The organism is Desulfofustis glycolicus DSM 9705 (genome assembly GCF_900130015.1).
Lineage (GTDB): Bacteria > Desulfobacterota > Desulfobulbia > Desulfobulbales > Desulfocapsaceae > Desulfofustis > Desulfofustis glycolicus.
Window position 1 is genome coordinate 1 of the sequence record NZ_FQXS01000045.1, and the last position, 22,499, is coordinate 22,499.

General features: G+C 48.6%; 20 protein-coding genes and 2 pseudogenes. 13 read left to right on the top strand and 9 right to left on the bottom strand.

Annotated features, from left to right (window positions below; genetic code table 11):
- The 4 genes and pseudogenes from BUC26_RS24285 to murB all read left to right on the top strand — a co-directional run.
- A pseudogene (locus BUC26_RS24285) lies at positions 1-154 on the top strand (integrase core domain-containing protein); the annotation flags it as partial.
- Between the two features lie 641 nt (positions 155-795).
- Positions 796-1,425: an OmpA family protein gene (locus BUC26_RS24590; RefSeq protein WP_073379236.1), complete on the top strand. Its 630-nt coding sequence runs from the start codon at positions 796-798 to the stop codon at positions 1,423-1,425.
- A 59-nt stretch (positions 1,426-1,484) separates the two neighbouring features.
- Entirely contained in the window at positions 1,485-1,685 is a 201-nt protein-coding gene (locus BUC26_RS21105; RefSeq protein ID WP_279626320.1) for a nucleotidyltransferase domain-containing protein, read from the top strand.
- Positions 1,686-1,719: 34 nt separating this feature from the next.
- Entirely contained in the window at positions 1,720-2,577 is an 858-nt protein-coding gene (murB, locus tag BUC26_RS21110) for a UDP-N-acetylmuramate dehydrogenase (protein WP_073379238.1), read from the top strand.
- A 93-nt stretch (positions 2,578-2,670) separates the two neighbouring features.
- Here murB and BUC26_RS21115 read toward each other — a convergent pair.
- Positions 2,671-2,985 (bottom strand): annotated as a pseudogene (locus BUC26_RS21115) (Fic family protein); the annotation flags it as partial.
- 83 nt (positions 2,986-3,068) lie between these two features.
- Positions 3,069-3,527, bottom strand: coding sequence for an IS1096 element passenger TnpR family protein (locus BUC26_RS21120; RefSeq protein ID WP_073379241.1), 459 nt, complete (start codon positions 3,525-3,527; stop codon positions 3,069-3,071).
- 161 nt (positions 3,528-3,688) lie between these two features.
- Between BUC26_RS21120 and BUC26_RS21125 the strand changes: the two genes are divergently transcribed.
- Positions 3,689-4,693, top strand: a complete 1,005-nt coding sequence (locus BUC26_RS21125) for a DUF3500 domain-containing protein (RefSeq protein ID WP_084540825.1) — start codon at positions 3,689-3,691, stop codon at positions 4,691-4,693.
- 114 nt (positions 4,694-4,807) lie between these two features.
- Here the strand turns inward: BUC26_RS21125 and BUC26_RS21130 are convergent, their stop codons facing one another.
- Positions 4,808-5,278, bottom strand: a complete 471-nt coding sequence (locus tag BUC26_RS21130; protein WP_073379242.1) for a universal stress protein — start codon at positions 5,276-5,278, stop codon at positions 4,808-4,810.
- 476 nt (positions 5,279-5,754) lie between these two features.
- Between BUC26_RS21130 and BUC26_RS21135 the strand changes: the two genes are divergently transcribed.
- Positions 5,755-6,285 carry a DUF4388 domain-containing protein gene (locus BUC26_RS21135; RefSeq protein WP_073379244.1) on the top strand — a complete coding sequence of 177 codons (531 nt, stop codon included), beginning with the start codon at positions 5,755-5,757 and terminating at the stop codon, positions 6,283-6,285.
- Between the two features lie 105 nt (positions 6,286-6,390).
- Here the strand turns inward: BUC26_RS21135 and BUC26_RS21140 are convergent, their stop codons facing one another.
- From BUC26_RS21140 to BUC26_RS21165, 6 genes are all read right to left on the bottom strand, one after another.
- Positions 6,391-7,557 (bottom strand): radical SAM protein, encoded by a 1,167-nt coding sequence (locus BUC26_RS21140; RefSeq protein WP_073379245.1) that lies wholly within the window; start codon positions 7,555-7,557, stop codon positions 6,391-6,393.
- Positions 7,554-8,297 (bottom strand): class I SAM-dependent methyltransferase, encoded by a 744-nt coding sequence (locus BUC26_RS21145; RefSeq protein WP_161949918.1) that lies wholly within the window; start codon positions 8,295-8,297, stop codon positions 7,554-7,556. The genes BUC26_RS21140 and BUC26_RS21145 overlap by 4 nt, the downstream gene beginning before the upstream one ends.
- A 47-nt stretch (positions 8,298-8,344) precedes the next feature.
- Positions 8,345-8,833, bottom strand: a complete 489-nt coding sequence (locus BUC26_RS21150) for a S24/S26 family peptidase (RefSeq protein WP_084540826.1) — start codon at positions 8,831-8,833, stop codon at positions 8,345-8,347.
- Between the two features lie 29 nt (positions 8,834-8,862).
- Entirely contained in the window at positions 8,863-9,177 is a 315-nt protein-coding gene (locus BUC26_RS21155) for a PqqD family protein (RefSeq protein WP_073379249.1), read from the bottom strand.
- Positions 9,178-9,530: 353 nt separating this feature from the next.
- Positions 9,531-10,655: a radical SAM protein gene (locus BUC26_RS21160; RefSeq protein WP_073379251.1), complete on the bottom strand. Its 1,125-nt coding sequence runs from the start codon at positions 10,653-10,655 to the stop codon at positions 9,531-9,533.
- Positions 10,652-12,583, bottom strand: a complete 1,932-nt coding sequence (locus BUC26_RS21165; protein ID WP_073379252.1) for a radical SAM protein — start codon at positions 12,581-12,583, stop codon at positions 10,652-10,654. The genes BUC26_RS21160 and BUC26_RS21165 overlap by 4 nt, the downstream gene beginning before the upstream one ends.
- Positions 12,584-13,049: 466 nt before the next feature.
- Between BUC26_RS21165 and BUC26_RS21170 the strand changes: the two genes are divergently transcribed.
- The 7 genes from BUC26_RS21170 to BUC26_RS21200 all read left to right on the top strand — a co-directional run bounded on the left by BUC26_RS21170 (position 13,050) and on the right by BUC26_RS21200 (position 22,226).
- Positions 13,050-14,879, top strand: coding sequence for an ABC transporter ATP-binding protein (locus BUC26_RS21170; RefSeq protein ID WP_073379253.1), 1,830 nt, complete (start codon positions 13,050-13,052; stop codon positions 14,877-14,879).
- Positions 14,880-15,008: 129 nt separating this feature from the next.
- Entirely contained in the window at positions 15,009-16,328 is a 1,320-nt protein-coding gene (locus tag BUC26_RS21175; RefSeq protein ID WP_073379255.1) for a lipopolysaccharide biosynthesis protein, read from the top strand.
- Between the two features lie 83 nt (positions 16,329-16,411).
- Positions 16,412-17,629: a glycosyltransferase family 4 protein gene (locus BUC26_RS21180; RefSeq protein ID WP_073379263.1), complete on the top strand. Its 1,218-nt coding sequence runs from the start codon at positions 16,412-16,414 to the stop codon at positions 17,627-17,629.
- Positions 17,630-17,631: 2 nt separating this feature from the next.
- Complete coding sequence (locus tag BUC26_RS21185) at positions 17,632-18,813, top strand: O-antigen ligase family protein (RefSeq protein ID WP_073379256.1); 1,182 nt, start codon at positions 17,632-17,634, stop codon at positions 18,811-18,813.
- A 25-nt stretch (positions 18,814-18,838) separates the two neighbouring features.
- Positions 18,839-20,029, top strand: coding sequence for a glycosyltransferase (locus tag BUC26_RS21190; protein WP_073379257.1), 1,191 nt, complete (start codon positions 18,839-18,841; stop codon positions 20,027-20,029).
- Positions 20,026-21,201, top strand: coding sequence for a glycosyltransferase (locus tag BUC26_RS21195; RefSeq protein ID WP_073379258.1), 1,176 nt, complete (start codon positions 20,026-20,028; stop codon positions 21,199-21,201). Before BUC26_RS21190 ends, BUC26_RS21195 begins: the two co-directional genes overlap by 4 nt.
- Positions 21,202-21,395: 194 nt before the next feature.
- The gene (locus tag BUC26_RS21200; RefSeq protein ID WP_073379260.1) at positions 21,396-22,226 is read left to right on the top strand and encodes an SGNH/GDSL hydrolase family protein; all 831 of its coding nucleotides are present in this window, start codon (positions 21,396-21,398) and stop codon (positions 22,224-22,226) included.
- Positions 22,227-22,499: the final 273 nt, after the last annotated feature.

Below are 22,499 nucleotides of genomic sequence, written 5' to 3' on the forward strand. Positions count from 1 at the left end.
GGGCTATGCCACGATGATCGACTTGACGGTCGGCCTGGCCGAGTATTTCAGCTTTTATAACGGCGAACGCCCTCATCAGTCGTTGGGGCAAAAGACACCTGATGTCGTATATAAGACCGCGATGGGCGGTGGAGCAGTGATTGTGAATAAATACCCACGCGCGATTGATGGAACCCCTGTTCCGCTACGCTCCACAGGGGTTCCATCAATCGCGGAGTCAGCACCAGAAGTATCGGCAGAAGCTAAACCGGGGCAGCGCCGACCCGCTGCACGTGACGTTGAATGTCTAGCTTAAACCCAGTGGATTTCTGTCTTGACTCAGGGGTCCACTTCAGGTCGATGCCTCGAGCAGAAACGATGTGGCTTTATTGCTTGAATACATCACCGCTGAGATTCCAATACGAAGTTGTTTGCAAGGCAAAAGTTCTGAGGGAAGATAAGCGTCACCGGATCCCATTCGAAGAAGATGTATTCAGGAGATGGGTCGCTACAAAATCCTTCTACTCCTATCAAAGTGATCATTTGGATTTATAAAACCCAACCGTTACTCATCGTTGCGTTGGCCAAACTTCTCGAGAAGAGGGTAGTTCCTATTTTGCGGGGCCACTTTCTTTCTTGGCAGAAAATTTTTACAATCACGACAATTACTGGTATTATCAGGAAAAAGTTGTCGTACAAGAATGAATGGGTTAGGGTGCACGTGGTCTGACCCTGAAGAAGCGGTGATGGATGGAGCGGTTAACGAGTGTTATCAGGCCGGATAGATGCCAATAACTTTCTGAAAGGATAGCCAAAATGAAAACTATCGAGTCGTTGTCCGGGCGTGGGCCCGAGATGCAGGATGGAGCCGTAAGAAAGACTGTAATCCGGTTTCTTGGCCGCACCCTGGCCGTCGTGCTGGCGACTGCCACGTTGTTTGTGTTGTCCGGTTGCGGAGACGTACGATACACCGATACCACCCGAAAATTCCAGGTTGATCAGGATGACCGGGCAACCGCCAAATACATCCTGCGCCAGGGCAACCGTGCCCTGACCCCGGTGCCGGAGCGGCAGCAGCCCGCTACCAGCGCAATGCCGGCGCCACCGCCGCCGCTGGTGCTCGATGCCAACAACATCCTGTTCGATTTCGACAAGGCGGTTATCAAGACTGAGTTCCTCCCCGAACTCGACGAGTGGGCCGGGTACTTCAAGACCAACCCGGCAGCCCGGGCCCAGATCACCGGCCATGCTGACAGCACCGGGCCGGAAACCTATAACCAGGGACTCTCCGAGCGCCGCGCCCAGGCGGTCGTCGATTACCTGGTGAAAAAAGGCATCGACCCCGCTCGCCTGACCTCCGTCGGCTATGGCGAAACGATGCCGGTGGCACCAAACGACAACCGTGAAAACCGCCAGAAAAACCGACGCGTCGAACTGAATTATTAACGCACTGAGTAATCCTCAATGGGGATTGTCACGGGGATTACTCGCTGACCAAAGAGATAATCAGGCGCCTCCGAGCCTCTCGGGTGCGCCTGTTCGGTTCGCGCGCCAAAGGGATCGCCGCGCCTGACAGCGATCTTGATTTGCTTGTGGATCTTGCCTCGGGAAGAGATCTTTTCGATTTGCTTGAGATGAAGCCGGAACTTGAAGCGGCTACCGGTTTGCGTGTCGATCCGGTCACTGAAAAAAATCCCCAAGTATAGTACCCTCCGAGTCCCTCTAAGACGTGCCAGGCCCATGAAAGTCTACGAAAACTTCGATCTGACGCAGTATAATTCCTATCGCCTGAAGGCGCGCTGTGCCACGGCCGTTTTTCCGGAAACGGAAGCGGATCTATTGCATCTCTATGGCGATTTGTCCGCTGCAAAAAAAATTGTTTTGGGAAACGGCAACAATATCCTCCTGACCAAAGAATGGTACGATACGTGTTTCGTGATTTTCAACGGTTCGTTTGACACCATCGCCGTTAACGACAATGAAATCTCGGCACAGGCTGGAGCCACCATGCTGCAACTGAGCGAGACAGCCTGGCGACATAAGCTTTCCGGGTTGGAAATTTTTTACGATATCCCCAGCTCCGTCGCCGGCGCCGTGGTGATGAATGCCGGTGCTGCTGGAGAAGAGATCAAAAACGTCGTGAAAACGGTGCGCTATCTCGATGTAGCCGATATGCGGATCAAAGAAATCGGCGGAGATAAAATGGAATTTTCCTACCGCAACAGCTATTTTCAGAAACATGATGACAAGGTGGTGCTGCAAGCCTGGTTTTCGCTGACCAAGGGCAATCCCCTGCGCATAAAAGAGAAAATGGAAACTGCCAAACAGATCCGCTGGGCAAGACAACCACGGGGGTTTCCCAGCGGCGGCAGCGTCTTTAAAAGGCCGTCCGGACGCTTCGTGGGGCCGATGATTGATCAATTGGGGCTAAAGGGATTCACCGTCGGCGGGGCGAAAATTTCAGAAAAACATAGCGGATTTATCGTCAACACCGGTGGTGCTACCGGTAAGGACATTTTGACCATCATCAGAGAAACACAAAGACAAGTCAAAGAAGAGTTCGGAATTGATCTGGAAGTGGAACAACGAATCATCTGAACCAAGACAAAACCTCATTGATCTCTACCTTCGAGAGTGCGTCAACAACAAAAAGAAAATCTCATTTCAGTGAAGAAGGGGGAGTCCCCATTTCTATTCTTTCATGATCATGATGGCCCGTTGATCCAGGCATGAACGGAGAAAAGCGTTCATCCTGCTCCGATCACCGGGGTCGTAAAAGTCGATCATCAAGGTGTTGAACTCCAATTGACGTTTGGCCGGCAGATTGATAGCCGGATAGCCTTCGTTCAACAGCAGACCGTTCATCATGAAACGTCCCATTCGCTTGTTCGCATCGTAGAAGAATTGATACCGTGCCATCATCAGGAAGAGATGTATCGCCTGATCGTAGATATCCGACAACTGTTGCATCTCGGCAACAATTCGGTCAAATAGGCCGGGCGGGGCGTCATCTCTATCGCCCTTTTGTAACGAACAGCCTGATCACGAGGGGTGCCTATGTGCAAAACGGCGCCCTGCCCCACGGTAGCCTAAAAATAGTCTTCGTCGTCATCATATTGAGGAGGAGATTCTCCCACAGCCTTGATGAGGTGAACCCCTTTTCGAACGGCTCCACCCTCTATGATCTTTTCGACGCGGATGCGATGCCACCACTCGTCACCAAAATCGAACAGATAGTGGAAAACATCCTTTTCGGCGAGACCAACTGCGCCAATAGTTGTCTGTGAGGCTGATTTTGTGTTCCTGGCAAAACCCATCATCTCTTCAAGATTGTGAGGATCGGTGATTTCCGGAGCTCTGGTTATTGTTCTCATATTTCTGCTGTCCGCTTTTGTAATGAAGAATGAATATAAATGCGGATCATCTCGACCAAAGAAGTCAAATAGTGCATGGTGCAAATCATCGAACGTACAATTCTCACTGAGGTCAATAACCCTGTACAATCTTGGCATACCAATAATTGTAACTTTTAATCGATACGTTTTCATTATTACTTGTATTAGGTTTTTTCCTTGTCCTTTCACGGCGTGAGAGAATCATCTTTTCTGAGTATCCAAAACGATTTCCACCGGCTCCGCATCTCCGTTTCTTTTCCTGCGCGCAATGATGTTTAGCGTTTTGCTATGGGTGGGAAAAACAGGAGACGATCATGCATCTTTTTCACGGGAACAACAGAATGGACATGGCGGCGGCGCCGCAGACCGCAAAGCAGATGGTTTTGACGGCGACCGCTTTTTTGGGAAGCCTGGAGGACGAGCAGCGCCGGCAGGTGGTTTGGGGTGTAAACGAGGCAGAGCGGTATACCTGGGATTATCGTCCGGTGCCGCGGCAGGGGCTGTCGTTCGCTGAGATGGACAGCGGCCAGCAGCTTCGTGCCTGCGCCTTGCTGGCCAGCGGTTTGAGCCGCGAGGGGACGATCACCGCACTTGGCATCATGAGCTTGGAGAAGATCCTCGGCGACCTGGAAGGTTCATCGATGAAGCACCAACGCAATCCGGAGCAGTATTTCGTCACGATATTTGGCGAGCCAGCAAGCAACGAAGCCTGGGGGGGGCGCATTGAAGGGCATCATCTTTCCCTGAACTTCCTCATTGTCGGTGGCCGCAGTGTCGCCTGCACGCCCAATTTCTTCGGGGCAAACCCGGCGAAGGTTCCGGAGGGGCCGCTTGCCGGCTTCCGAACCCTGCCCATCGAGGAGGACGCAGCCAGGCAGCTGGTGGCAGCGTTCGATGTCAACCAGAGCCAGCAGGCGGTGATCAGCGATACGGCCCCGCCTGATATCATCACCAGATGGGATCCCCATGTCCGGTTGGACGATCCCGCCGGCATAGCGGCTGCCGCTCTACAGGAGGATCAGCGGCACCTGCTGCTGCGGCTCATCGATGTCTATCTCGGGCGGATGACGGCGGAAGTGGCGGACAATCAGATGGACGCCATTGATTGCCAGGGGATCGGCGCTGTTCATTTTGCCTGGGCCGGATCACGCACGCCCGGGACACCGCACTATTACCGTCTGCATGGACCGCACTTTCTGGTGGAGTATGACAATACCCAGAATAACGCCAACCATATCCACAGCGTCTGGCGCGACTTCGAGCGCGACTGGGGAAAGGACCTGCTGCGTGAACACTTTGCGGCCGCTCATTCCGGCTAACAGAAAAAGCAGAAAAAGGGTGCGCCCCCATTTTGAAAACAAATGGGGACGGGACCCTTTTTTTCGTGGTGCGCCGAAGCCCGCCGATTGACGATGAGGCGGCCCCAACCAGGCTCACTTCTCGCTCGATCGCACCATCAACACCGGTACCTCACTGCTCCGCATAACTTTATCGGCAACGCTGCCAATGGCAAAACGGGTGATGCCGCCCCTGCCGTGCGTGGCCATGGCAATGAGCGTGGCCTTCACCTCATCCTTTGCTTCCAGTATCGCCTCGGCAGGGTTCTCGTTGGCCGCGACTTTGCAGGCAACACCAATCTTTTCCTTTTTCAGCCGGCTGCTCACCCGTTCAAGATAGGCCATGGCCTCATCTTTGAATTTCTGCAACTCTTCATCGGTATACGGGATCGGCACACTTCCGCCTCCCTGGTAAGAGACACTGTGGCGAACATTTGTGACTACATGGAACAACGTGATTTCAACCGTATGCTTGGGAGCGAGCCGGGAAATGAGTCCATCGATATAGGAAATTGCTGCTTCACCGAGCTGTGAGCCATCCAATGGCATAAGAATTCTTTCCGACATGTCTGACCTCCTTGTTGAGAAAGCTGCAAAAGCATTATCCCCCCAATCTGTCTGATCAGAGAAATAACGCCAAGCTCGAGCTGTGATACACGCAACACGGTGCCCCCGTGTCGCCGTTCTCCAGCAAGGCTCTTTTACCGTAATTGTATCAAAGCCTGCTCCCAGGCCGAAAGGAAAAGTTCTTTTCGCCTATATGACACTTTTTTCATGGTTATGTAGTTTTCTTTTGCAGTGAGGGGAATAGTAGCTAGCACAGCTGAATATTGTGCAAAAGACGGACCACCAAGACGTCAAGAACGCTCTGCCAACAACAGCATGCCACCCGCGACTGAGGCAGCCTCCTACGTATTGTTACTGACAATACCCTAGGCATTTATGCCTATTGTGAACCAAAGAAAATCTTGTTAAAGGTTCTCGTGGCGAACAACCAGCTTAAACGGAGGATCAATAGACAACAGTATAGGGGGGGGGCTGGGATGGAAAGACATCCTTTGCGACAGATCGATGGTGCATCAGACCTTCAGGGATCATTGGAAGCCATTCCTATTGAGGTCGTCATCCAGATACTTGGATTCTCGCAACTTTCGGGAATACTAGCATTGTATAACTCCCATCAGCGGGCAACACTTGTCATCAACAAGGGCAGTTTGATATGGGGCAGCCTTCATGAGCAGCAGCGAAGATTAGGGCAAAGACTGCTGTCTTCTTCCATAATCACGGTCGATCAGTTGCAAGAGTGCCTGGATTTGCAGAAGAGTGTGGCTCCAAGAGAAAAACTGGGAGAAATACTTATAACCAAAGGATTACTCGGGCCTGAATTGCTGCATGAATCACTAGAGACTCAAGTTAAAGAAGCCTTTTTCGATATCCTTGATTGGAAAGCAGGAACCTTTTCGTTTACTGTCAAAAACGGCTTTTCATCGAACCGTTTCATGTCGGAAAAACAGATTGAGCACCTCCTTTTGGAAAAAGCGGTTATGGCGGATACAGAACATTCAAAATTATAACCACACAGTTTCTCCCTCCTGAACATTGTAAGTGCTCTTCACCTCAGTCTGCATTGAAATGTTCTGATTTACGTTAACGCAGAGCCTGGCGGTGGATGCCGTTTTTCAACGTGGCCTGTTTTTTTCAAGGCTCTCTTTACGGACGTGCGCTACATTGCAAAAATAGGGAACGACGGCCTCGCAATCACCAGATTCCAACCAGGCGTGTGCCGGGCAGTTGAGGCACAAATTGACAATTGTACATGACTTACAATTGCTAAGGTACTCGCTTGAATGAACTCCGAGGGCCCGAACCTTCGGCACGAATTGTCTCCAGGCATCGTGCAGTGTACCGCGTCGCAGATCGTATGTTGTGCCCGGTGCGTTCAATGACTGGCAGAGCCGAAACTGCCCGTCCCAAGAGATGCTGAACCCGGAAAGGCCGGCGCCACAATAAAGCAGACGAGAGAATTGAGTGTAACGATCGCATTGCTCGCGAGTTTCACACGTTTGACATGCTTCATATGGCAAGACGTCACCTTCGAGTTGAATAAAATGCTCGCAATGTTTGTCCAGCACCATTGACCGTTCCGGATCCGATCTCTCCATGGCAGCTATTTCCGATGGGGCCAGCCTCTCGTCGATGATATCTTTATTGCGTTTTTGGTTGCGGTCCAGCCTGAGGTGCAGGAGCGGGTCAAAACGATAGTAGTCCTTTGTATGTTTTCGACAGAAGTTGGCAATATGGTTCATTTCATGGAGGTTTGATCGCAGTGCCATCGCCTTGAGCCTTACTTTCACTCCCCCCGATAAAAGCCGTTGGAGCCCTCCGGTAAATGCAGCAAAGGAACCGGGTCGCCTTGTAATCCGCTCAAAGGTTTTTGCGGTTGTGCCGTAAACGGTTACCTCGAGATCGCGCGGTGGATATTTTTGGAAAAGAGCAATGTGTTCTTCCTGAATAAGGGACGCGTTTGAATAAACGGAGACCATCAGGCCAAGCCGTTTCAATGCAAGATAGAGGTCGGCAAAATCGGGCCGCAGGAGAGGCTCCCCTCCCGTTAAAACGCACCACAATGCGCCTAGTTCGACGGCCTGCCCGGCGATATCGACGATTTCACGGAAACTCATCTCTTTTTCTTGAGCTACCAGATCTCCAGGCGAAAGGTTGATGTAACAATGACGGCAATTGAAATTGCACCGTGCCGTCACATCGATGTCGAAACCAAAGGGAATGAGCTTTTCAGTCATTCGCTCCCAAAGCTGAAAATTTTTGATGTCAACGACTTCTGTCATTGATTTTCACCTCTTTTTCGTAAAACGGCACCGCCCATCACATCGTCCTCATTCGTTATCATCTGGATGATGTTAAAATCGCCGGCAATAAACTCTTCCCGCAAGGATGTCTCGTCATGGAATACATGGAGAAACTCCTGGTGCGCCCATAGTCTGTCTCCGGGTTCATACTGGCGGTATCCCCGGGTCAATGCAGCAACGATGCGATGTAGCCGCGTGCTTCGTTCAGACAATAGCAAACAGGGGTTCCAGTGAAATTGACAGACAAAAGTGCCATCATCACGAAGGCCACGGGCAATGAGTTTCAACATTTCAATACGGCGGGATCGCGTGGGAATGGATGAATACATATATTTTGAGATCCAGCACATATCGAAGCTTGTAGAAGGGATATCAAGGGTTGAAATCTCCTGGACCAAGCCGTCAATAGAGTAACCAAACCGGGCGGCATTGGCTTTTGCTTGGTCAACCATGTCGGCAACGAAGTCCACACCTGTCACTCGATAGCCTCTTTGAGCAAGTGACAGTGCCTCTCGCCCTCCGCCTACACCTAGCAGTAGTAGCTTGCCTGAGCGAACAGGACAATGCTGCAACAGGTGTTGTTCAAAAGAGTTGAGCCCATCCTGCAGAAAAGATGGATTACTCCATCGTGCAACCGTGTTCTGACTGGCATAACTCATCCGGCCAAACTCGATAAGATCCTCAGGGCGCATGACCATCATGGCCAGAGATTTAATCATGCTGCCGGTCCGCAGCATTAGTTGCGCTAGAGCTATTCTCGGGTTCTTCACCCTTTTTTTCTCCGGGCAAAACGATCATATAGCTGTACGAGATTGCACATGTAACGGTGCCGTTGGAGCAAGGCAATAGCAATCCGCTCGGATCCAAGGCCAAACAGAACGGCTTGCCCTGATCGTTCCACGGAAATTACCCGTCCCAGAATGTCGCAAAGATGAAGCCATCCATCGACCGTTTTTACGGAATCGCCTTTCAGCAAGTACTGATTTCTTCGTTTACGGATCACTCTATGAACAGTGAAGTTGTGGCTGCCAGGATGAATAAAGGCCACGACCTCCCCGAGACGGGGCAAGGAAGAGAACAGCGGTGTGATCGTCAGCACGTCACGATCTTGGATGAAGGGCAACATGCTATCGCCTCGAGCGCAAAAACGCAGTTTTGCTCCTCTGGCCAGAATTTCCTGAGCAATAGGCAACAATACACCGGTTGTGGCTGAACTATCAACGGTGGTGGGTAAAGATGAAGAATAGCGTGCCATTATGCAGAATGCACCAACGGCGGGCGGGCCTATCTTTGAACAAGCATTTTGCGTCGCAACAACTCTGACGTCCACCCGATCACGTCTGCTTTGATCCTATCAATCGGCGCCTCATATTCTTCCGCAAGCTCTTGGATGATGTCATCAAGGGAACGGTTTCCGTCGAAACGGCGCCAGATGTCACGGGCAACGTCATTAAAAGAGAAGATATCGTCATCAACGTCGCCGATTCCGGCTACGATCGGGATCAGGATCAATTCTCCTTCGATCTCGCGCGAAACAATGTCTTCGGACGGGAGATAGACGTTAGCAGTATCGAGAAGATCTGGTTTAGCAGGTTGCATTGAAGTCAAGACACACCGCCGGACCGTCCCTGACATGCGCCGCAGTTTTTTTTGTCTGCCCCGCAACCTTGCGAGTTGACAGTGGGGCCACTATTATGACCAACATACTTGCAATTGTTGGTCAGCACTGTTTCCTCAGTTCTCCCGCGAGCAAGAATGATCAGTTCCGGAGTCCGCCACATTTTTTTATCCATGATATCCTGCCTCGTTTTTCGATTCCGATCATGATGGTGATCGGTCCTCAAACACCATTACAACTGCCTTAAAAAGATCAGTAAGCCGGTTGGCAACCATTGGGCAGCACCGCCACTATGGTTACCGAGCACACCATCCGATCATATGGTTAATAACTATCACAATGAATCAATGTTATCAATGCGATTCCGCCAGTCGATAATCTTCCACCCCCGCTCATCTTCAGCAAGCAGGCCAAGGGCGCGAGCCTGTTCATGCGTTATTCGACAGAGGTGTTCAACCGGTGTGTCCAGTGAACCGGTTTCCGACCACGATCGAGCGGGGCACTGCTCACACAAACTTTTCAAAAAACATCGGGCACAGCGCTCCAAATAGTGCGGATCAGTTGCCGTTTGACTCTTCAGCGCCGGGAAAAAACGGAGCATCGCATCGCGGAGGCTTCTCGTGCGCAGATCATAACTCAATTCCGGTGCCCGCATATCCAGGCATGGCTGTAGCCGCCCGTAGGCATCAACACACGGTTTCTCCCCACAGCCGCAGGTAAACAATTGTACCCCGGGAGGTCCCAGAAAATTGCGGCAAAAATTTCTAATGTCCTCGTTGACTAATGGTTTTTCCTGAACACTACGAAGGCTTTGGATCAGCCTGTCTTTGTCTGGGGCATCGCGCCGGCTGCGCAGTTGCAAGGACCTGTTGATCCCTGGTGGTTGATCGGCCCAGGGGAGCGTGGCTGCCCACCGCTGGAATGTTTCCAGTTCAAACCGGTTCATTGGCAGATCGACCCATTTGACGATGAATTGCACGTTGCGTTGCAGAAGAGATTCGATACCTTGCCAAAATTCGGCAAAAGCGCCTTGGATACGTGCGACTGCGTCATATGTCGCTGATGTCATGCCATAAACACTGACTTCGATGGGCAGCAGCGGCGGTACTCTGGCAAAAAGATCGGCAAGAGAAGGCGTGATCAGACGGGCGTTGGTAAAGAGCATCACCCGTAGCCCCAGTTGACGGGCGTAATGATAAATATCCTCAAAGTCATGACGCAGCAGCGGTTCTCCTCCGGTAAGGCGGACCTGAAGACACCCCAGATCGACAGCTTGCTGCAAAATTCTTTTAATTTCCAGTGCGGTCATCTCGCGTGTGATTGCCGGATCGTCTTCCGGGAGATTGATACAGCAGTGGCAGCAATTATTCTGGCACCGCTCCGTCAATTCAATGTCCAGTGCCGGCAGCAGGGAGCGTGGCCCCTGCCAACGCGAAGTCTTCATGACATATGAGTTCATGAGCACAATGACTGTACCAGCGGTACAATGCCTCCGGTTTGGTTGAACTCCATCTCGTAGCAGGGAATATCGTGAGTCAACCTCTCCACCAGAGTTAACGTTTTATTCCACCATTCGACATCGGCGTAGCCGCGCACAACGCATGGAAGAAGTTTGTTGAAAGCTGTTTTGCGAGTCAAGCGGGTGAGACGATTGTCTGGTGATTGACGAATCAAGAATATGGCTTTCAACGGTGCGGAGGCGGCACTGACCAATGCCGAATCGCCGTGACTCCAAGTTCCGTAGACGTCAAATGTGTCGCCCTGCAAACGCACGATATTACGATCATCGCACAGAATTTCGGCGTGACCTTCGAACAGTCGTGTTGTCGTTGTCTTTCCGGCGTCTGAATGGCCGACAAAAAGCAGACCTTTTTCGTCGAGGATAGCGCCGGCGGAATGGAGGATGAGAGCCTGGCGTTCGGCCAGCAGGCGAACAAGCAGGATTTGGTCGGTAACCGGGACAGTGATTGTATTTAACCGCCCTTTTTCCCAGAATTCGTCATTTGCGTGGTATATCCGGCCGCGGCTCTGGTCCGCATTGAAAACCGATACACTGTAGATTGTGTCCCCGAGGCTACAGAGGTAAATCCATGACGCGTCTTTGCGATAAACCGTCCAAGGCGCCACGTGGTAGATCTCGTTACCCAGATCATGCAACGCCACACCGTCAAGAGAGAAGTGGTGGTGTATTCTGACGGTATCTTCTCCCGGACCATCAACGGCAAATGTTTGTACGGCAGGGGTAAAGGTAGATTCGGTGATAGCTTTGTCGGAGTCTATTTGTATGGTGATTCCTGCTGCTTGATAATAACGGCGGTGGTGTGTCTGCCAATTGTTTTTATAACGTCTGTTTTCTTCTGCTATATTGCAAAGATAATTTATTTTTTCAGAGAAATCTCGATGCTCGATCCATGCATAGCTGGCGCACCAGCGGCAATCTTCCTTGAGTGCGCAGTGCCCGCAACCATTCTTGTAGACGTTCGATCCTATTACTTTCTCGGCCAGAGACGGAAGAAAAACGTCCCATCCTTCTTTGACTGATCCGTGTCTCAAGTTATAGCGGAGCGCCGGATCTTTGATGATTTCACAAAAAGACATCTGCCCATAGGGGTCAATGTGAATGCGATCTCCGGACTCTATACAGGCGGCAAACAATCCAGACTCGGTCTTATGAACCTGACACTCCCGATCGTCTCTCATGTCGCTGCTGCCATCTATGAACGGTGGGTCAAGTGCGATGACATCGGCTGGATCGAGGCGCTGGCGTCTGATTTCGTCGTTTCGGACCGGATCACCGCTTGCCGACAAGTGCAGCCAGGCGGCGCCGATTCGCCACTCAGGACTGATGGATCTTGCCAGTTCGATCATTTGTGGCCATTGGTGCCAGTTATCTCGCAGCGGGAAAAGCTGGACGGTAAACGGCACCCCGTATTCTTTCAGCAGCGCAAACGTTCGCATCAGGGACTCGAAGGCACCAGGGTTGCGGGTCACCCGGTCATAAACGTCTGCCGTGGCGCCGTAAAGAGAGATCCATTTCGCCCCTGGACGGCGCATTAATCGGGCGATCTGAGGTGTGACGAGGGTACCGTTTGTGCGCAACGTGTAAAACCGGGAATGACGGGTAATATAGTCGAAGATCTCGGTAAAATCCGGGCGAATCATTGCTTCTCCCCCGGAAATGTCCCACTCCCGGGTACCAAGGGCCCGTGCCTCATCGACAATCGTTCGGATTTCCCCGAAGGAAAGCTCATCGGCTTTCTCTACCGCGTTGACAGGCAACCAGAGCCAGCAATGGCGGCAGTTGTTGTTGCATCGATACGTCAGGTCAAGGCTGCCTTTGAGCGGCAAGCGAAGATTTTCCAGCACATCTCGTTTGGTTACATACATCGCCATAACATCAACAGGTGACTATAAAAGTTGGTTGAGATCAAACTGCGCCGAGAGGAAATAAGGTTTATCTCGTATACGGTCAGACGCTTTTTGATGAGATGAGTAGTATGGTGCAGGTAACGGCAGCAGTTTATGCTCCGCCGGAATACCCGTCGAACCGATAGCCAATCACGGCGCTGAGACACCTGTTTCGAGGGCGAGTGCGCAGCATGACATGCGGGAACCAGATTATCTGTTTCAAACAGAAATCGCAAGGATTCGAGAACTGCCTGTCGGCACCCAAGAGAATAAAATCTGTTTACACACGTAAAGCTTGCAATTGATAACGCAAGAGTATTTCCTGTCTTATGGGTAGATGTTTTTTGTTCAAAACAACGGCAGATGGAAATCGTGTATTCGTGTGATGGCCCATAAATTCTTAGATCACTGCCGCGGTATGCATGACGGGTGCTTTTGAGAACTCATGAGCCAACCAGTCAGCTCAAAAATCAGAAATGCGGTTCGTATTGATCGGGCCTTTCGCCTAGTCTGGCGTGCGAGCCCCTCCTGGACGCTGCTCAACGGTGCTCTGGTTCTTGTCCAGGGAGTGTTCCCGCTTCTCTCTTTGTACCTTCTCAAACTGATCGTCGACACCATAACCGAAACAGTCCAAAGCGGCGGGCTTGAAACCGGCATTTCCAAGCTGATCATGCTGATTGGTGCCGCCGCCGTGGTTGCTCTGGCACAGGCAGGCACCACCAAGTTAGCAGACTATTCTGCCGAGGCCCAAAGTACCATCGTTACGGACTTTGTCTATGACACCATGCATCGGAAATCGGTTGATCTGGACCTGGCCTATTACGAGGACCCAAACTACTTTGATACGCTGCACCGGGCGCAGCAGGAAGGACCCTATCGGCCGACCCGCATCGTCAACGGCCTGAATCGTTTGGGGCAAAGTGGTATGTCGCTGGTGGCCATGGTTGGCTTGCTGTTCACCTTCCACTGGTCGGCAGGCGTACTCTTGTTTGCGTCAGCGCTTCCCGGCGTGCTCGTGCAAATTGTCTTTTCAAAAAAGATGTATCACTGGCAGCAGCAGCGCACATCAATCGAACGAAAGGCCGATTATTACAGTTGGCTGATGACCGCCGACGCCTCTGCCAAGGAGCTGCGGTTATTTGATCTTGGTGGCTTTTTCTCTGAGACGTTCAACTGTCTGCGAGGCGTCATTCGCGGCGAAAAGCTGGCCTTGTCCCGTCAGCGCGCTATCGCCGATTTTGTCGCTCAGGCTTGTGCGATAATCATCCTGATGGCCTGCTTCCTGTTGATCGGCTTCCGCACCATTAAAGGGCTGATTACCATTGGCGACATGGTCATGTATTTTCAGGCCTTCCAGCGCGGACTGAGCAGTTTGAAAGAATTGCTCCACAGCATTGCCGGGTTGTACGAGGACAATTTGTTTGTCGCCCACTTCTTTTCCTTTTTAGACGTTCAAAACACCCTCGTCGAACCAACTGAACCGGAGGCGTTGCCGCCGGTAAGTCAGAGAGGCATAACCCTCACAGATCTTCATTTTCGCTACCCCGGTCAGGCAAAACCTGTTCTCAGCGGGCTGTCTCTGACCATCAAGCCCGGTGAAGTGGTCGCCTTGGTCGGCGCCAATGGTGCCGGTAAGAGCACCTTGGTCAAATTGCTCTGCCGCCTTTACGACCCGGAACAGGGGAACATCGCCATCGAAGGCACCGATTTGAGAAACCTGGCCTTGTCTGACGTTCGAAGACAGATCAGCGTGGTCTTTCAAGACTTCGTCAAATATCACCTCAGCGTTCGGGAAAATATCGGGCTTGGCGATATCAAACGCTTAGACGACGTAGCGGCGATTGCAACTGCCGCCAACCGGGCCGGCGCAGAAGAGCTGATACAAAACCTGCCGAATTGCTATGAGACAATTCTCGGCCGCTGGTTTATTGGTGGGGTTGAGTTGAGCCAGGGTGAGTGGCAGAAGATCGTTATTGCCCGCGCCTTTTTCCGGGATGCCAGACTGGTTATCCTCGATGAGCCGACCAGTTCGCTTGACGGCAACACCGAATATCACCTATACCTCAAGTTCAAAGAATTGATGGCAGGCCGCTCCGCCTTGCTTATCAGCCATCGCTTCTCGACGGTAAGCATGGCCGACCGTATCTGCGTACTCCACGATGGTCGGATCGTCGAGGACGGCACCCACAAAGAATTAATGACACGCAACGGCATCTATGCCGATATGTACACCAAGCAGTCGATATGGATGGAGGATCTTGAAAGGAAGGGTTGATAATAGTTGAAAAAACTACCGGTAAAGTATTTCTAATCAATGCCAAGATTGTTTTGTCCGGCGAACCTGAACACTGAGGCTCGTATGCTAAGACTCAACAGGACTATAAGAAGAGGGTAAAGGGACGTTTTGAACACTGTTGACCAGTCAACAAATCAGCCTCGCTATCCGGGGAGAAATGCATATTACGGAACGTTTTTAACCAGTCTTTTTATTCAGGGTTGTACTGTACTGCAAGGGATATTGCTCGCCCGCCTGTTTGGTCCTGCCGGGCGCGGTGAATTTGCCGCTGTAATCCTCTGGCCTAGCATTTTTGCCGGCATCGGCATTTTAGGTGTCAATATGGCAATTGCCCGCTTGGCTGGCCAAGGCTGGCCGGTTGATCGACTTTTCAAGACAGCGATACGAGCCTCGATGATTACCGGCACCCTGACTGCCCTGGTCTGTGGTTTGCTGCTGCCGATTTTGCTGCCCGCAGATAAAGAACACCTCATGCCTGCTGCCTATTTATTCCTCCTCTATATTCCACTGAATCATCTTGCCTTGAACTTGCTCGGTATCGATCACGGCAGCGGAAACTTCCGTTGGCTGAACGCTACAAGGGCTGCGCTATATCCAGTGTATTTTTCAGGACTTGTACTGTGCTGGTTTCTGGTTGCCGACAGAGTCTTTTGGGCAGTTTTTTCGTTGCTCGTGGCAAATGGTGCCGTCGTGCTTCTGCGCTTGATGGCAAGACATGGCAATCTTGCCTCAGGCGAAGCTGTAGTGCCAGCACGGATACTCTTGACAGAAAGTTATCCCTTTGTGGCAGCGAGTATAATCACCATTCTTTATATGCAAGTGGACAAGGTTTTGTTGGTTTGGTTGTTGCGGGCAGAAGAGATCGGTTGGTATGTCGCCGCGTTCGCTGCTGCCGGTGTTGTTAATGTGCTGAACAGAGCGTTAGGCATAGTGCAGTTTTCCATCGCTGCTCAAGAAAGGCCACGTTACGGTTTCGCCTTAATAGCAGTTGTGTTGCGACGCAGCACAATTTTCTCTTTGGCAGCGGCGGGAGGCCTTGCTTTGTTGTTGCCCTGGTTGCTACCGCTCGTTTACGGTTCTGAATTCCAACCGGCTGTCGTCTTATCATATATTCTGTTGCCAGGTATGATTCTGGCGGGGCTCAGTGAGATACTCACTCAGGCGCTTCGCGGACAGGGACAGCCAATTGCTGGTATATTGTCTAAAATTTTTGGTTTGATGGTCATGGGGCTGTCTGGATTTTTTATGGCCAAGCTTTGGGGAGCGAGAGGAATTGCGTGCGGCTATTTTATCGGAGAAGTCTTTGTTTTTTTAGGACTTATGTTTGTATCATTCCGATTTTATCAAGATGCTGTGATGTCGGACCTGCGTCTGAAAGCGGCTGATTTCATGTTTTTCCGGGGAAAGTTATCCAGTAAACAGTTCTGATTGCAAGTTAGGTCACGCGTCAAGCTTGTTCTATTTACATTTTGTCTTATGACCTGGAGTTTTTAATGAGTATGAGAACAAATATGTTCCTTGTCGCACAACTCGGGGCGCGCAGGCATTATGCCATACCTCAGATGCTCAATGAGGCTGGAATGTTGTCGGCCTTATACACCGATCTCTGTGCTGTAAAAAACTGGCCTCGGCTACTCTCCTGGTTACCCCGGTACCTGCAGCCTCAAGGTTTGCGTCGGCTTCTTGGCAGGATACCGCATGGCGTGCCTAAAGAGAAAATTCACACAATGACTCGTCTGGGATGGGATTATTACAAATCGAGGAGCCGAGGAGGAACTGAACAATCGATTGTAAATCATCTCCGTTTCAATAAAGAATTCTGTGAGGCTATCGTCAAGAAAGGGTTAGGACGCGCGACCGCAACCTATTCTTTCAGCAGCGCCGGGCTTGAATTGATGTCCGCGGCCCGGAAAGCAGGCTTGCGGGTTGTCATGGAACAAGTGATTGCTCCTCGTGCACTCGAATTGGAAATTTTAACTCAGGCGCAAATACACTACCCGGGGTGGTTAGATTGGCCGCTCTCTCCTGGGTATGTCGATGCTTTTATTGAGAGAGAAGAGGAGGAGTGGACCTGTGCGGATTTGATTCTTTGTGGGTCCGAATTTGTTCGTCAGGGTATCGCTGAGCGTGGGGGGCCGATAGAAAAATGCAAAGTAGTACCGTATGGTGTTGATTCCCGGTTCATAATCAAACGTGGGATTCGGCCATCTGGACCGTTGCGGGTACTAACGGTTGGAGAGGTGGGGCTGCGTAAAGGTAGCCCGGTGGTCTGGGAGGCCGCCAGATTACTTGGGAATCAGGCAATGTTTCGGATGGTTGGAGGGTGCGCCTTTCCTAAGGCCGTTTTGCAAAGCAAGCCTGCCAATGTTGAATTGACGGGAGTTGTGCCAAACAGTGAGATTCTGCCCTATTATCAGTGGGCGGATGCATTTTTGTTGCCGTCCCTATGTGAAGGGAGTGCTACCGTGACCTATGAGGCACTGATGGCAGGGCTGCCCGTTGTCTGCACACCGAATACCGGTACTCTTGTCGAACATAACATTTGTGGACAAATCGTGCCGCCATTTTCACCGGTGGCGGTGGCGGAAGCATTGCAAAAATGGATTGATGATCCGGATTTTTTGGCGAATTGTTCAAAAGGTGCACTGAGGAAACAATCACAATTGAATTTAGATGCTTACAAAGAATGCTTTCTTAATCAGCTGAACACACTGTCGTCACCGGTTTAGTTATGTATAAAAAAACTGGTATAAGAGATAATTACTATGCCAATATATTTGGTTTGCAATTAGGTGTAATATTAATAGGATCTTTAATTGTTAAAATTATATTTAAAGAACAGACAAATATTTATAATATATTTCAATTTATTTCTGTTGTCTGGCCTTTTCTATTCTTTAAGTCAATAGATAAATGGTTTCGGTTATTTATAAAATCAAAATATCTATTTGCATTAGCAATATTTTATTCAATTTCTGTTATATCTTCGATTGAGTCATATAACCCTTTTTTGTCTTTAATGCATGTACATTTGTTGTTACTAATTTTGTTTCAAATGTACATATACTCATCGTCTATTGATTTTTATAATTTAAGATATATTCATATATATCTTGCATTCGGTTTGTTTTTTTGTGTGTTACTTGCCATAAATGAAGAACAAACAATTAGCGGAAGATTGGGTGGTTTGTTAAATCCAAACTCGATTGGAATGCTAATGTCTTCCTTAATGCTTTGTTGTTTCATCATCAAACGCAACGTAATTAAATTTGTTTTACTTGCAATTTTTTTATATTTTTTGATAGAAACTGGTTCTAGATCGTCGGTACTTTCTTTCATTGCCGGGGTAATGATAATCAATTTTTCAAGATTGAAAATTACTATAAATTTTCTAAAAGTATCACTTATTTCTTTTTGTATAGTATTATTAATTATTATATCTCTGTTGTATGGGGAATATTTATGGAAATATTTGCTTGATTTTTTTGCTGTTGATAGCAAGTATCGAGGTCTTGATAGCGGAGCAACTGGGCGCGTTTTTGCATGGCAAGAAGCTTGGAGATTATTTTTGAATAATCCATTTTTTGGGGTAGGATTTAGAGCACACGAATACCATATGACGACACAAAGTTCTGCCCACAATGGTTATCTATCGCTTCTTGCAGAAATAGGAATATTTGGCTCTTTCGTCATTTTTGCAATGATATCGATAAGTATTTACAAACTTAGTAAGTATCGAGGATCAATGATCAAGATGTTCATGTTAGGTTGTATAATTGCTTATCTTGTAATCGCCATTTTTGAGCGATATATGCTTAATATCGGGAATTCATTTTCACTTATCTTTATATTTTTTGTATATTCTCAGTTGGTCAACGGTGATGAAATAGGTATAAGGATACAAGCCAAGTGAAGATGGGCATTCTAGGTAATTATTAATGAGAATTGCCATATTTATCCACAGAATTGGGTCTTATCATTTAGCGCGGCTAAATGCTTTGTCAAAAATATGTGACTTGTATGTAGTTGAATATTCCGCCGTTGATAACACATATCAGTGGGACATTATCGAAGAAAAGAATAACCTCAACTTGATAACATTATTTACAGATAGTGATATCCATAATAAATCAAAATATGTGATTGAAAAAGCGTTAAAAAATGCGCTGTTGCAAATAGCTCCTGACGTGGTTGCTCTTCCTGGATGGTACGGTTTTCATGTATTAGTTTCTCTGAGTCTCAGTTCACTTTATGGAATCCCGGCTGTTGTCATGTCGGATTCAACGAATCATGATCATCCCAGAGTATGGTGGAAAGAGTGGATAAAAAAAAATATTCTTCACTTCTACTCATCCGCTCTGGTTGGCGGCACTCCGCATAAACTATATATGCTGAAACTTGGGATGACTGAGAAAAGTATATTTACTGGTTATGATACGGTAGACAACGAGTACTTTACTGTTGGTGCGCACTCTGCCCGGAGTCGTGTTTCGACACTAAGAAAAGAGTATCGGTTGCCTGTTAATTATTTTCTTTCATCGAATCGTTTTATTCCTCAAAAAAATTTGTTTTTTCTTATCGAAGCATATGGCAGGTATCGGCATCTAGCTGGCAATGGCGCATGGAAATTGGTTATTCTGGGTGATGGGGAGCTACGTAAAAAGTTAGAAAATCTTGTTAACACCCTAAACCTCAGTGCAGATGTCTTGTTTCCCGGCTTTATACAGTATAAAAATTTGCCCAATTATTACGGTTTAGCGAAAGCATATGTTCAAGCAAGCACTAAAGAAACATGGGGCCTGGTGATCAATGAGGCAATGGCATCCGGTTTGCCTGTGTTAGTTTCCGATCGATGCGGTTGCGCCACAGATTTGGTTCACGATGGAATCAATGGCTACAAATTTGATCCAAGTGATCGAGACGCTTTGGTAAGTCATTTATTCGCAATGAGCACAGGAAAATATGACACTAAGACTTTGGGTAAAGCCAGCGAGGAGATCATTAAAAACTGGTCAACGGAATTATTTGCTGATAGCCTGTTGAAGGCCGCCGCGGTTGCCATCAACGCACCTAAAAAGAGGGTACACATCCTCCCTCGCTGCGTTCTTTCGCTCCTTTTGCGCGTATGAAAATTGGCTATTTTACTGCATCGATGTCAAGAACGGCCGGTGGACTCTTTTGGTCAGTTCGATCGCTCGCAAAAAGCGTCAGAAACCTCGGAGGTGATGTACAGGTTTTTGCTGGTCAAGACAAGTATTCTAACTCAGATAAGGCTTCTTGGGGCACCGTCCCGTTGTACGTGCTACCAACCTTCGGGCCCGTGGCTTTTGGCTACCAACCTGGTTTTCGCAAGCAAGTAGCTTTAGCAGGGCTCGATTTGGTACATGTTCATGGGTTGTGGATGTACCCTTCCTTAGCCGCGCGCAGTGTTAGCAAACGTGGCGTCCCGTACGTGATCTCACCCCGAGGCATGCTAGATGCTTGGGCACTAAAAAATTCAGTCTGGAAAAAACGAGTTGCGGCGATAGCATATGAAAATAAGCATTTACGCGGAGCCGCCTGTATACATGCCTTGTGCCAAGAGGAGTACCGTGCTGTTCGTTTGTATGGCTTGAAAAATCCTGTTGCGATCATTCCCAACGGTGTAGATCTGCCGAAGCTTGATACCGTGGCAACAGTCCCGGAGTGGGCATTGTCCTTGCCTGCCGGATGTAAAGTTTTGCTGTTTCTCGGTCGTATACACCCGAAGAAAGGATTATCCAACCTGATTTTTGCATGGAAAATGATCAGAGAACGATCATTAACAAGTTTTAGAGACTGGCATCTTGTTGTCGCAGGATGGGATCAACAGGGACATGAGCAGCAATTGAAGAACTTGGCAGCGGAATTGGATGTCGCGGATAATATCCATTTCGTCGGACCGCAATTCGATGCAGACAAGCATGCAAGTCTCACTCGTGCCGATGCATTTATCCTGCCGTCTTTAAGCGAAGGCCTGCCGATGGCAGTTCTCGAGGCGTGGTCACATGGTCTTCCGGTTTTGATGACTCCGGAGTGCAATCTTCCGGAAGGGTTTGCGGCTAACGCTGCTGTTTTCATGACACATGAATCTGCTAGCATTGGAGAGGCATTGGTAAAACTTTTTGCCATGAGTGCCGATCAGCGAAGATCGATGGGCCTGCGAGGAAGGCAATTAGTCTCTGAGAGATTTTTCTGGCCGACTATTGCGACCAAAATGAAGGAAGTTTACACGTGGGTTCTTGAAGGAAGCATAGAACCTGAGTGTGTGATTATGGATTAGGGAAATGGATCAAACAGCTTAAAAGCTCCTTGCTTGGTGTTTTTGCGAATTAGGTTATGATGATTAAGAGGAAAGGTTTCTTTTTAGTGTTGATCTTGGTTTCTTTTGTTCTTGTGGGTTGCGAAGTTTTTGCTCGATACTATCTCGGCCTAGGAAATCCTCCTCTTTCCGTTGAACATCCGAGGATAGAATATATGTTCAAACCAGATCAAGATGTTTATAGATTTGGTAATCGAATACTAATTAATCACTACGGAATGAGAACTAATCCATTTACTGAGATATCAGCCAACGAATTTAGGATTATGGTTTTTGGAGATTCTGTTTTAAATGGTGGGAACCTGACAGATCACGACTCGTTGGCAACGACTATTTTGCAAAAAAAGCTTACGAAGGAGACGGGAAAACAAGTTGTTGTTGGCAACGTGTCAGCTGGCAGTTGGGGACCCGGCAATTGGCTTTCTTATGCGAAGGAATACGGTTTTTTTGATGCTGATGTTGTAATATTGCTTATTTCCAGTCATGACTTTGCTGACAATCCAACTTTTCAACCGCTCGATAAGAGTACACACCCGACTTCCAGACCGACTTTGGCCGTAATTGAAGGGATTACGAGATATTTACCTCGATATTTCCAACAATTCAAGCAGTCTGATAATTCAAATGATATTGGTCCGTTGTTAGGGAATGATTTTCAAAATAGAAGTGATATTGGACTGGAAAATTTAAAAGAATTTTTGTTGTTAGCTCAAGACAAGTCACAGTTTGTTCTTGTGTTTCAGTATTGGGAGAAGGAAGAAGTAGAAAGAGGTGAAGCCAAGCACGGTAACAAACGAATTAAAGAAGTTTGTGAATCGCTGGAATTATATTCTGTACAACTCAAGCCTTATTTTCAACATTCATTGGAAAATGGTACTAATCCATATCGAGATGATATCCATCCAAACCTTGTAGGGCAAAAGTTGCTAGCATCGGCATTTTTGGAGAATTTGCCTGACGATATTTTTCGTCTGCCGCGAAAGTAATTTATTCTTTTTTCGTAGATTCTTTGGTGTCTTGTAGTTAATATATGTATATCCCAATCCATTTAGATCCTATAGATTGCCAGAAAAGAATAAGATCTCAAGTCGATTGTGGTCATTTTTTAGCTAATGGGGACCTTGAAAAATTCGGAATTTCGTTCAAGATCGAGGCGCGCAAGAAAATTTTTCCGCAGGCATATACATGATATTCCGAGGATAGAATTTGATTGCGCAACGATGAGATTGGGCGAAATGACAATTTTTCAAGGTTCCCTA

What these genes read in the sequence shown, in the direction of transcription:
- BUC26_RS21190 (WP_073379257.1), top strand. Translation starts at nt 18,839, where the DNA reads ATGAGAATTGCCATATTTATCCACAGAATTGGGTCTTATCATTTAGCG.
- BUC26_RS21125 (WP_084540825.1), top strand. Translation starts at nt 3,689, where the DNA reads ATGCATCTTTTTCACGGGAACAACAGAATGGACATGGCGGCGGCGCCG.
- BUC26_RS21120 (WP_073379241.1), bottom strand. Translation starts at nt 3,527, where the DNA reads ATGAAAACGTATCGATTAAAAGTTACAATTATTGGTATGCCAAGATTG.
- BUC26_RS21135 (WP_073379244.1), top strand. Translation starts at nt 5,755, where the DNA reads ATGGAAAGACATCCTTTGCGACAGATCGATGGTGCATCAGACCTTCAG.
- BUC26_RS21130 (WP_073379242.1), bottom strand. Translation starts at nt 5,278, where the DNA reads ATGTCGGAAAGAATTCTTATGCCATTGGATGGCTCACAGCTCGGTGAA.
- BUC26_RS21185 (WP_073379256.1), top strand. Translation starts at nt 17,632, where the DNA reads ATGTATAAAAAAACTGGTATAAGAGATAATTACTATGCCAATATATTT.
- BUC26_RS21195 (WP_073379258.1), top strand. Translation starts at nt 20,026, where the DNA reads ATGAAAATTGGCTATTTTACTGCATCGATGTCAAGAACGGCCGGTGGA.
- BUC26_RS21155 (WP_073379249.1), bottom strand. Translation starts at nt 9,177, where the DNA reads ATGCAACCTGCTAAACCAGATCTTCTCGATACTGCTAACGTCTATCTC.
- BUC26_RS21180 (WP_073379263.1), top strand. Translation starts at nt 16,412, where the DNA reads ATGTTCCTTGTCGCACAACTCGGGGCGCGCAGGCATTATGCCATACCT.
- BUC26_RS21170 (WP_073379253.1), top strand. Translation starts at nt 13,050, where the DNA reads ATGAGCCAACCAGTCAGCTCAAAAATCAGAAATGCGGTTCGTATTGAT.
- BUC26_RS21150 (WP_084540826.1), bottom strand. Translation starts at nt 8,833, where the DNA reads ATGGCACGCTATTCTTCATCTTTACCCACCACCGTTGATAGTTCAGCC.
- BUC26_RS21160 (WP_073379251.1), bottom strand. Translation starts at nt 10,655, where the DNA reads ATGAACTCATATGTCATGAAGACTTCGCGTTGGCAGGGGCCACGCTCC.
- murB (WP_073379238.1), top strand. Translation starts at nt 1,720, where the DNA reads ATGAAAGTCTACGAAAACTTCGATCTGACGCAGTATAATTCCTATCGC.
- BUC26_RS21165 (WP_073379252.1), bottom strand. Translation starts at nt 12,583, where the DNA reads ATGTATGTAACCAAACGAGATGTGCTGGAAAATCTTCGCTTGCCGCTC.
- BUC26_RS24590 (WP_073379236.1), top strand. Translation starts at nt 796, where the DNA reads ATGAAAACTATCGAGTCGTTGTCCGGGCGTGGGCCCGAGATGCAGGAT.
- BUC26_RS21145 (WP_161949918.1), bottom strand. Translation starts at nt 8,297, where the DNA reads ATGATTAAATCTCTGGCCATGATGGTCATGCGCCCTGAGGATCTTATC.
- BUC26_RS21140 (WP_073379245.1), bottom strand. Translation starts at nt 7,557, where the DNA reads ATGACAGAAGTCGTTGACATCAAAAATTTTCAGCTTTGGGAGCGAATG.
- BUC26_RS21200 (WP_073379260.1), top strand. Translation starts at nt 21,396, where the DNA reads ATGTTCAAACCAGATCAAGATGTTTATAGATTTGGTAATCGAATACTA.